Here is a 9,495-nt window from a genome sequence, read left to right on the forward strand (position 1 = left end):
GAGCCCGTTACGGACGGGTCGCCACCAGCACGGTGGCGCACAGCTCCTCGTCCTCCAGGATCTCGGCCTTGAGGCCGTGCGCGGTGACCGCCGCCACGGCCGGGCCGGCCTGGCGCTCGCTGGTCTCCACCAGGAGCCGGCCGCCCGGGGCCAGCCACCGCGCGGCCTCGGCCGCGACCCGGCGCAGCACGTCGAGGCCGTCCGAGCCGCCGTCCAGGGCCACCAGGGGCTCGTGCTCGCGGGCCTCGGGCGGCAGCAGGGCCACGTCCTCGCTCGGCACGTACGGCACGTTTGCGACCAGCACCTCGACCCGGCCGCGCAGCGCGTCCGGCAGCGGCTCGAACAGGTCGCCCTCGTACACCCGGCCGCCGCGCGGCTCGATGTTGCGCCGGGCGCAGCGCACCGCGGCCGGCTCGATGTCGGAGGCGTGCACCTCGACGTCCGGGACCGAGGCGAGCAGCACCGCGCCCGCCGCGCCCGAGCCGCAGCACAGGTCGACGCAGACGGCGCCCGGGCGGGCCAGCGCGACCGCCCGGCCGACCAGGAACTCGGTGCGCCGCCGGGGCACGAACACCCCGCCGTCGACCTCGATCCGCAGCCCGGCGAACTCCGCCCAGCCCACGACGTGTTCCAGCGGGAGTCCGGCCGCGCGCCGCTCCACCATCGCGTCGAGCTCGGCCGGACCGGAAGCGGCCGCCCGCAGCAGCTCCGCCTCCTCCTCGGCGAAGACGCAGCCCGCGGCCCGCAGCCGGGCCACCAGGTCCTGTGCCGCCGGCTCAGACAAGCTGGGCCTCGATCGCCGCGACGAGCTCCGGTGCCTGCGGCTCGGTGCGCGGGCGGAACCGGGTGACCGCGCCGTCCCGGCCGATGAGGAACTTCTCGAAGTTCCACTGGACGTCGCCGGCCTCGCCGTCGGCGTCCGCGACCCGGGTCAGCTCCGCGTACAGCGGGTGCCGGCCGGCGCCGTTGACGTCCGCCTTCTCCAGGAGCGGGAAGGACACGCCGTACGTCGTCGAGCAGAAGGTGCGGATCTCCTCCGCGCTGCCCGGCTCCTGGCCCGCGAACTGGTTGCAGGGCACCCCGAGCACCGTGAAGCCGCGCTCGCCGTACTCCTTCTGCAGCTGCTCCAGGCCCTCGTACTGCGGAGTGAGACCGCACTTCGAGGCCACGTTCACGACCAGGACGGCCCGGTCGCGGAAGTCGGCGAGCGAGAGCGGCTCGCCGGCCAGGGTCGTCAGCGGGATCTCGTACAAGCTCATGGGAAGGGTCCTGTCACACGTTGTCACACCGATGGGGTTTGATCTCAGCATGGGAGACGAACCCTTGGCAATCGACCTCGGTTCCGGGAGCCCGGCCGACGGCGACGGCCCGCGCCGCGTGTGGTGCCGGCTGTGCGGGCGCCCGCTCACCGGCACCGCGTCCCGGCGCACCGGCCTCGGCCCCTCGTGCGACGCGAAGCTCCACCCGCCGGGCCCGGACATCCGCACCCGCCGCCACGAGGTCGAGCAGGACCCGCTGCCCGGCATGTAGCCCGGGGCCGGCCGACGTCCCAGCTGGCCGGATTCCGACGGGCTTCCCCTGGACCTCCCCTACCGTGTCCGGTTCCTGGCAATGACGCCATCACTCTTGGAGGTAGGGCGAGTTGGACGTCTCCCCGCACATCGCATGGGCACGATCGATGTTCCCGTTCCCGCCCGGGGCGCAGTACCCCGACTGGAAGGAATGCACCACCCCGGCGTCGAGTGCGGCGCGGACGCTGGCCGTCTCCTACTCCCTGCACGACGGCGGGAAGACCGTCGACGACGTGCGCCTGAAGCTCTGCCACGGCCTGAAGGGACTGGGTGAGGAACTGGAGCGCCACGGCCTCGCCAAGGAGGCCGTGCAGGCTCTGCAGGTCGCCTGCCTGGTGCTGTCGGAGGAACCCGACAGTCCGCACAACGCCGAGACCTTCGTGCGTGAGCGGGAGAAGTGTGCGGCCCGGCTGCGTGACCTCGGGGTCTCTCTGCTCAAGGAGCTGCCGGTGCCGCCGGCCCTGCCGGTCTGGAGCCTGGAGGAGATCCTGGCCTCGGGTGCCGGCGGTCCGGCGTCCCCGGTGGTCGCTGCCCCCACCGCGACCGACGTCGCGTCCGCGTTCCTCGTCCCCGACGGGAGCCATGACGGCGAGGAGGCCGAGGAGGAGTCCGAGCGGCCCGAGGCGGACGAGCGCGAGGAGGCGCAGGGGCACGAGCGCACAGGGATCGGTTCCCTGCAGACCAGCGCGACCACGGCCCGCGAGCTGGTGGCCGAGCTCGCCGTGCGCTGGTCGTCCGGCCGCAGCCCGGTCGGCGATCGTACGACGAAACTGCGGACGTACTTCAGGGAGGTGAGCGGCGAGCATGGCGCGCTCGCCGACCGCGAGCTGGCCTTGCACCTCGACCGTGACCTGGCGGCGGTCGCCGGATGTTTCCCGCAGGGCCTCGTGCCGACCGACGCGAAGGATCTGTGGGACCTGGCGCGCGCCATGCGGACCTTCGCCACCTGGGCCGACAAGGCGGAGCAGGTGGAGGAGGCCCGGCTGCGCTGGCTGATCTCGGCCACCGCGAACCACATGATGTGGTCGGACGACGGCCTGCCCACGAACCGGCCGCATGTTCTGCGTGACCTCATCGGCTATCTGCGCTCCTTCCTGGACAGCAACCTGAAGTTCATGGACTCGGCCCGCGACCTGATCCTCGACTGCGCCGAGATCCTCGTGTGCGTCGCGCACGAGGTCCCTCCCGTCTTCATGGATCGGTATGCGATCCTGCGCCACCACGCGCTCGCCGCTGTCGGCACCCACCTGCTGCTCGCCGGACCGAACCCCGCCCTGCCCCAGGAAAGCACCCGGGACAGCAGGGTGCTCAGGCGCGGGCGGGTCAGCAGGTCCGAGTGGCCGGAGCTGCTGCTGCGCGAGTGGCGGGCCGAGGACCGGCACGGGGCCTGTTTCGCCCTCGCCTGCGTCGCCGGATGGGACGAGGCTCGGACCCATTGGGTCGTCGACACCGTCTTCGACCGGGCCCCGGAGCTCGAGGAGCCGGGGGAGCGGGAGCTGTGGAAGGAGGGAGTGAGCTCGCTGATGGAGGCGGCGGGCAAGGTGCGCGTCGTGAGCAACCCCTGGGAGAGCGACGGCAAGGGCAATCCTCGCGGCACTTCCCTCGTCACCAGTGCTGCCGGTGCCGTGCGCATCCCGACACCCGTCCTGCGCGCCGCGGTCGCGCAGGGGCTGGAGCCGGGCGAGGTCGTGACCGTGCGGGGCCAGCTGTTCAAGGGGCGCCGGATGCCCACGTACCTGCTGACCACGCGGTACGGCCCGCGGTCCGTCCTGAAGATCGACCGCTGGGACAAGGTGCAGCGGGAGGGGGACAATTTCCGCACGTACGCGAAGCGACTGCACCCCAACAACCGGCCGAGCGAGTGCCTCGCGAGCACCATGGAGATGTATCTCGGCGACAACGGGGACTCGCTGCGCGCCATCGAGACGGCCTATGCCTTCGAGCAGGGCGAGCCCCCGCGCACACTGACCGACTGGCTCGGCACCGCGCCGGCCGACCGGGCGGTCGAGACCTTCGAGAGGCTGCTCCTGGTGAACATGCGCCCCTGGTTCGCGCACAGCCGCCGCGACCGCATCGACATCCGCTCGGAGTACCCCGTCTTCCGACCCGCGCCCGCACCGAAGAAGCAGGCACCCGCCAACTGGGCACGCACGGAGCTGCACGCCCTTTTGAAGGCGGCCGCCGACGCAGGCCGCGGCATGCCGACCACCGTCAAGGCGGATGACACCGCATGGAGCGCCGATGCCCCCGGTCTGGCGGCCGCGATGGCGCGGCTGCCGCAGGTGGCGACGGTGAACCCCCTCTGGTTCGCCGCCGAGCTGTCCGAGACGGGCCAGGGAGCCTTCGAGGACATCATCAACTCGTTCGACATCGACCTGGTGGACTACGACACCACCCTGGTGATCGCCCACGGCGACCTGCACCTGGACAACGTTCTGTGCACGCTCAGCAGCAAGCGGCCCAAGCCGGTGCTCATCGACTTCGAGAGCGCTCACGAGGGCCATGTGTGCAAGGACTTCGCCCGCATCGAAGCGAGCCTGCTGTGCCAGGTGTTCAGCTGGGACGGCGAAGCCGCCGGACGCGTGGCCTCCTGGATCGCCGGCGTGCTCGCCGGGACGGACGACCCGCTCCGCAAGCCTGGCGACCTCCTGCCCCGGGTGAACGACCCGGACGAAGTCGCCCGGCTCACCGATCAGGAACGCCTGGTCCTGCGCGTCACGCGCCGAGTCCGGGAAATCGCCATCGGTTGCGGTCAGGGACACTGGCCCGTCAAGGCCGACGAATACCATCTTGCCCTTGCGGGCGCGCTGTTGCCCATGATCCGCTACTCGACGCTCGAGAAGGAGCAGCGGGAGTTCGCTCTCACCCTGAGCACGGTGATCACCTCCGCGCTGTGGCACCGGTGGAACGCGATCGTGCAAGGGGGGAACTGACCGGTGAACGCCTGGATCGGCACTGTCATCGCGCTCTGCGCGCTCGTCCTGTCGGCCGTCACGGCCTATGCGCAGCACCGGGCGCGCACGCGCGAGACCCTGGGCGCCGAGGTGACCGCGTACTTCCATCGCACATCCGACTTCGCCAAGATCAAACTGGCGGACGGCTCGATCCGGCGCGCCGGATACCACCTGGTGATATGGAACCAGGGCCCCGCCTCGGCCGAGCAAGTCCATGTGTCCGTCGAGGATGTCGCCGGCGGGGTCGTCGAACTGGCGGACTCGCCCGCCGACGAGTTCCCGCTGCTGCGGCTCGACCGGGGCGCCCGATATCCGGTGCCCTGGCTGCCCTTGGCGGACGCGCACCGGGGGAACCGCCGCTTCGTCGTGCAGATGCGGTGGCAGGACGGGAACGGGACGCAGGAACGCGTCCTGCCGCTGCGGCGCGGCGAGACCAACGTCTGACCCTGCCGGGTCCCGGAGCGTGCCCCGGGACCCACGCCGGGGCCGTCGGCTTCGGAAACCGGCGTCCATCGGCTCCGAGCCGGCTACAGCTTGCGGAACAGGCCCTCCTGGACGACCGAGACGAGCAGCCGGCCCTCGCGGTCGTAGATCCGGCCGCGGGCCAGGCCGCGCCCCCCGGTCGCGATCGGCGACTCCTGGTCGTACAGGAACCACTCGTCCGCCCGGAAGGGCCGGTGGAACCACATCGCGTGGTCCAGGGACGCCATGTCGAAGCCGCGCGGGCCCCACAGCGGCTCGATCGGGATCCGGACGGCGTCGAGCAGCGTCATGTCCGAGGCGTAGGTGAGGGCACAGGTGTGCACCAGCGGGTCGTCGCCCAGCGGCCCGACCGCCCGCATCCACACCGCGCTGCGCGGGTCCGCGTCCGTGACCTCCTCCTTCGTCCAGCGCAGCCGGTCCACGTAGCGGATGTCGAAGGGCTGGCGGCGGGCCATCCGCTCCAGCGCCTCCGGCAGCGCGCCCAGGTGGTCGCGGGTCTCGTCCGCGAGGTTCGGCAGGCTGTCCGGGTCCGTGAGGTGCCGCGGCGGCAGCTGGTGCTCGAACGCGCCCTCCTCGGGCAGGTGGAAGGAGGCCGTCAGATTGAAGATCGTCCGGCCCTCCTGGACCGCCGTGACCCGCCGGGTGGTGAAGGAACGCCCGTCGCGCACCCGCTCCACCTGGTAGACGATCGGCACGCCCGGGCGGCCGGGCCGCAGGAAGTAGGCGTGGAGCGAGTGCACCGGGCGCTCGTCGTCCACGGTCCGGCCTGCCGCCACCAGGGCCTGGCCCGCGACCTGCCCGCCGAAGACCCGCTGGAGCGACTCCTGCGGGCTGCGGCCGCGGAAGATGTTCACCTCGATCCGTTCCAGGTCGAGCAGGTCCACGAGTCTCTCGGCGGGGTTGGTCACGTCCGTACTCCGTTCGCCAGGTCCGCAGAGCTCTGCGGACGGTCTACAGCTGTCCGACCGAGGTCACGCGGACGACCGCGCGGCCCTCCTCGTCCGAGGCCGCCAGGTCCACCTCCGCGCTGATGCCCCAGTCATGGTCGCCGTTCGGGTCGGCGAAGGTCTGCCGGACGCGCCAGAGGCCGTGCTCGGGGTCCTCCTCGATGGACAGCAGCTTGGGGCCGCGCGCGTCGGGGCCGGTGCCGAGGTCGTCGTACTCGTCCCAGTACGCGTCCATCGCCTCGCCCCACGCGTCCGCGTCCCAGCCGGACTCCGCGTCGAGCTCACCCAGCTCGTCGACGTTGTCCAGGGCCGCCAGCTCCACCCGGCGGAACATCGCGTTGCGCACCAGGACCCGGAACGCGCGGGCGTTCGCCGTGACCGGCTTGACCTGGTCGGCCTGCTCCTGCGCCTCCTCGGCGGTCTGGATCTCCGGGTTCGCCAGCTGCTCCCACTCGTCGAGCAGCGAGGAGTCGACCTGCCGCACCATCTCGCCGAGCCAGGCGATCAGGTCCTCCAGGTCCTCCGTCTTCAGGTCGTCCGGGATGGTGTGGTCGAGCGCCTTGTACGCGCTCGCGAGGTAGCGCAGCACGATGCCCTCGGTCCGCGCCAGCTCGTAGAAGGAGGTGAACTCCGTGAAGGACAGCGCCCGTTCGTACATGTCGCGGATGACCGACTTGGGCGAGACCGGGTGGTCGCCGACCCACGGGTGGGACTTCCGGTAGACGTTGTACGCGTGCCACAGCAGCTCTTCGAGCGGCTTCGGGTACGAGATCTCCTGGAGCCGCTCCATGCGCTCCTCGTACTCGACGCCGTCGGCCTTCATCGCGCCGACCGCCTCGCCGCGCGCCTTGTTCTGCTGGGCGGCCAGGATCTGCCGCGGGTCGTCGAGGGTGGACTCCACCACCGACACCATGTCCAGCGCGTACGACGGCGACTCCGGGTCGAGCAGGTCGAAGGCGGCGAGCGCGAAGGTCGACAGCGGCTGGTTGAGCGCGAAGTCCTGCTGGAGGTCGACCGTCAGGCGGATCGTGCGGCCCTCGGCGTCCGGGGTGTCCAGCTGCTCCACCACGCCGCCGTCGAGCAGCGAGCGGTAGATCGCGATGGCCCGGCGGATGTGGCGCAGCTGGTTCTTGCGCGGCTCGTGGTTGTCCTCCAGGAGCTTGCGCATCGCGTCGAAGGCGTTGCCGGGCCGGGCGATCACCGACAGGAGCATGGTGTGGGTGACCCGGAAGCGGGAGGTCAGCGGCTCCGGCTCGGAGGCGATCAGCTTCTCGAAGCTGTTCTCGGTCCAGCCGACGAAGCCCTCGGGCGCCTTCTTGCGGACCACCTTGCGGCGCTTCTTGGGGTCGTCGCCGGCCTTGGCGAGCGCCTTCTCGTTCTCGATGACGTGCTCGGGTGCCTGCGCCACGACGAGACCGGCGGTGTCGAAGCCGGCCCGGCCCGCCCGGCCGGCGATCTGGTGGAACTCCCGGGCCCGCAGCGTGCGCACCCGGTTGCCGTCGTACTTGGTCAGGGCGGTGAACAGCACCGTGCGGATGGGCACGTTGACGCCGACGCCGAGGGTGTCGGTGCCGCAGATGACCTTCAGCAGACCCGCCTGCGCCAGCTTCTCCACCAGGCGCCGGTACTTCGGCAGCATGCCCGCGTGGTGCACGCCGATGCCGTGCCGGACGTAACGCGAGAGGTTCTTGCCGAACTTCGTGGTGAAGCGGAAGTTGCCGATCATCTCGGCGATGGCGTCCTTCTCCTCGCGCGAGCACATGTTGATGCTCATCAGCGACTGCGCCCGCTCCACGGCCTGCGCCTGCGTGAAGTGGACGATGTAGACGGGCGCCTGCTTCGTCTCCAGGAGTTCGGTGAGGGTGTCGGTGATCGGCGTGAGCCGGTACTCGTACGACAGCGGGACCGGCCGGGTCGCCGAGCGGACCACCGCGGTCGGCCGGCCGGTGCGCCGGGTCAGGTCCTGCTCGAACATCGACACGTCGCCGAGGGTCGCCGACATGAGCACGAACTGGGCCTGCGGCAGCTCCAGGATCGGGATCTGCCAGGCCCAGCCGCGGTCCTGCTCCGCGTAGAAGTGGAACTCGTCCATCACGACCTGGCCGATGTCGGCGTCCTTGCCGTCGCGCAGCGCGATCGAGGCCAGCACCTCGGCGGTGCAGCAGATGACCGGCGCGTCCGCGTTCACGGAGGCGTCGCCGGTGAGCATGCCGACGTTCTCGGTGCCGAAGATCTTGCACAGGTCGAAGAACTTCTCCGACACCAGCGCCTTGATCGGCGCCGTGTAGAACGTGACCTGGTCATTGGCCAGCGCCGTGAAATGCGCACCCGCCGCGACCAGCGACTTTCCGGAGCCCGTGGGCGTGGAAAGGATCACGTTGGCCCCGGAGACCACCTCGATCAGCGCCTCTTCCTGGGCCGGGTAGAGCGTGATGCCCCGGTCCTCCGCCCATGAGGAGAAGGCCTCGAAGAGGGCATCGGGGTCGGCGGTCGGCGGCAGCTGATCGATAAGGGTCACGCCCCCATCTTGCCTGGATTCCGCACGGATGAGGGAACCGGCCACCGGATCGAAGATCACGGACGATAGGCTGGCCCGTCGACCGGCCGTGCGGCCGGCGCACGACCGGGCGTCAACTGGGCGCCGGCGCGCGAGGAATGGGGCGGGGAACGACCATGATGGGACCGGCGCACTCGCTGTCCGGAGCGGCGGCCTGGCTGGGCGTCGGAGCCGCGGCCGCGGCCTTCGACCACCCGATGCCGTGGCCGGTTCTGGTCGTCGGCGCGCTCATCTGCGCCGGTGCGGCCCTGGCACCCGACCTCGACCACAAGGCAGCGACCATCTCGCGTGCCTTCGGGCCGGTGTCGCGAGGTCTGTGCGAGATCGTCGACAAGCTGTCGTACGCCGTCTACAAGGCGACCCGCTCCTCCGCCGACCCGCGCAGGTCCGGCGGCCACCGCACGCTGACCCACACCTGGGTGTGGGCGGTCCTGATCGGCGCCGGCGCCTCGGTCGCCGCAGTGACCGGCGGGCGCTGGGCGGTCCTGGCGATCCTCTTCGTCCACCTCGTCCTCGCGGTCGAGGGCCTGCTGTGGCGGGCGGCGCGGATGTCCAGCGACGTCCTGGTGTGGCTGCTCGGCGCGACCAGCGCCTGGATCCTCGCCGGCGTCCTGGACCAGCCGGGCCACGGCGCCGACTGGCTCTTCACCGGCCCCGGCCAGGAGTACCTGTGGCTCGGCCTGCCGATCGTGCTCGGCGCCCTGGTCCACGACATCGGCGACGCCCTGACCGTCTCCGGCTGCCCGATCCTCTGGCCCATCCCTGTAGGCCGCAAGCGCTGGTACCCGATCGGCCCGCCGAAGGGCATGCGCTTCCGGGCGGGCAGCTGGGTCGAGCTGAAGGTGCTGATGCCGGCGTTCATGCTGCTCGGCGGGGTGGGCGGCGCTTCGGCACTGGGCTTCCTCTAGGGCCTGTCCGGTCCTGGTCGGCCGGACGGGTCGTGGGGGTATCGCCGATGGGGTAGGGAGGGGAGGGGGCGGGGG

General features: G+C 71.4%; 8 protein-coding genes. 4 read left to right on the forward strand and 4 right to left on the reverse strand.

Annotation, left to right across the window (positions count from 1 at the left end):
• Nucleotides 1-7: 7 nt before the first annotated feature.
• Nucleotides 8-784, reverse strand: a complete 777-nt coding sequence (locus ACFWJO_RS34950) for a putative protein N(5)-glutamine methyltransferase (protein WP_386871839.1) — start codon at nt 782-784, stop codon at nt 8-10.
• Nucleotides 777-1,259 (reverse strand): glutathione peroxidase, encoded by a 483-nt coding sequence (locus ACFWJO_RS34955; RefSeq protein ID WP_386871841.1) that lies wholly within the window; start codon nt 1,257-1,259, stop codon nt 777-779. Before ACFWJO_RS34955 ends, ACFWJO_RS34950 begins: the two co-directional genes overlap by 8 nt.
• A gap of 49 nt (nt 1,260-1,308) precedes the next feature.
• Here ACFWJO_RS34955 and ACFWJO_RS34960 point away from each other — a divergent pair, with 49 nt between their 5' ends.
• From ACFWJO_RS34960 to ACFWJO_RS34970, 3 genes are all read left to right on the forward strand, one after another.
• Nucleotides 1,309-1,530: a DUF6011 domain-containing protein gene (locus tag ACFWJO_RS34960; protein ID WP_386871843.1), complete on the forward strand. Its 222-nt coding sequence runs from the start codon at nt 1,309-1,311 to the stop codon at nt 1,528-1,530.
• A 148-nt stretch (nt 1,531-1,678) separates the two neighbouring features.
• A complete protein-coding gene (locus ACFWJO_RS34965; protein WP_386871844.1) occupies nt 1,679-4,504 on the forward strand; it encodes a phosphotransferase in 2,826 nt (941 codons plus the stop codon).
• 3 nt (nt 4,505-4,507) lie between these two features.
• On the forward strand, nt 4,508-4,969 hold the full coding sequence (locus tag ACFWJO_RS34970) for a hypothetical protein (RefSeq protein ID WP_386871846.1): 462 nt from the start codon (nt 4,508-4,510) through the stop codon (nt 4,967-4,969).
• 83 nt (nt 4,970-5,052) lie between these two features.
• Here the strand turns inward: ACFWJO_RS34970 and ACFWJO_RS34975 are convergent, their stop codons facing one another.
• Entirely contained in the window at nt 5,053-5,916 is an 864-nt protein-coding gene (locus tag ACFWJO_RS34975) for an acyl-CoA thioesterase (RefSeq protein ID WP_386871848.1), read from the reverse strand.
• A gap of 43 nt (nt 5,917-5,959) precedes the next feature.
• Complete coding sequence (locus ACFWJO_RS34980; RefSeq protein ID WP_385689808.1) at nt 5,960-8,473, reverse strand: DEAD/DEAH box helicase; 2,514 nt, start codon at nt 8,471-8,473, stop codon at nt 5,960-5,962.
• A 155-nt stretch (nt 8,474-8,628) separates the two neighbouring features.
• Here ACFWJO_RS34980 and ACFWJO_RS34985 point away from each other — a divergent pair, with 155 nt between their 5' ends.
• Nucleotides 8,629-9,420, forward strand: coding sequence for a metal-dependent hydrolase (locus ACFWJO_RS34985; protein WP_386871849.1), 792 nt, complete (start codon nt 8,629-8,631; stop codon nt 9,418-9,420).
• Nucleotides 9,421-9,495: the final 75 nt, after the last annotated feature.

Origin of the sequence: Streptomyces sp. NPDC127092 (genome assembly GCF_042722475.1) — a bacterium.
Taxonomy (GTDB): Bacteria; Actinomycetota; Actinomycetes; order Streptomycetales; family Streptomycetaceae; genus Streptomyces.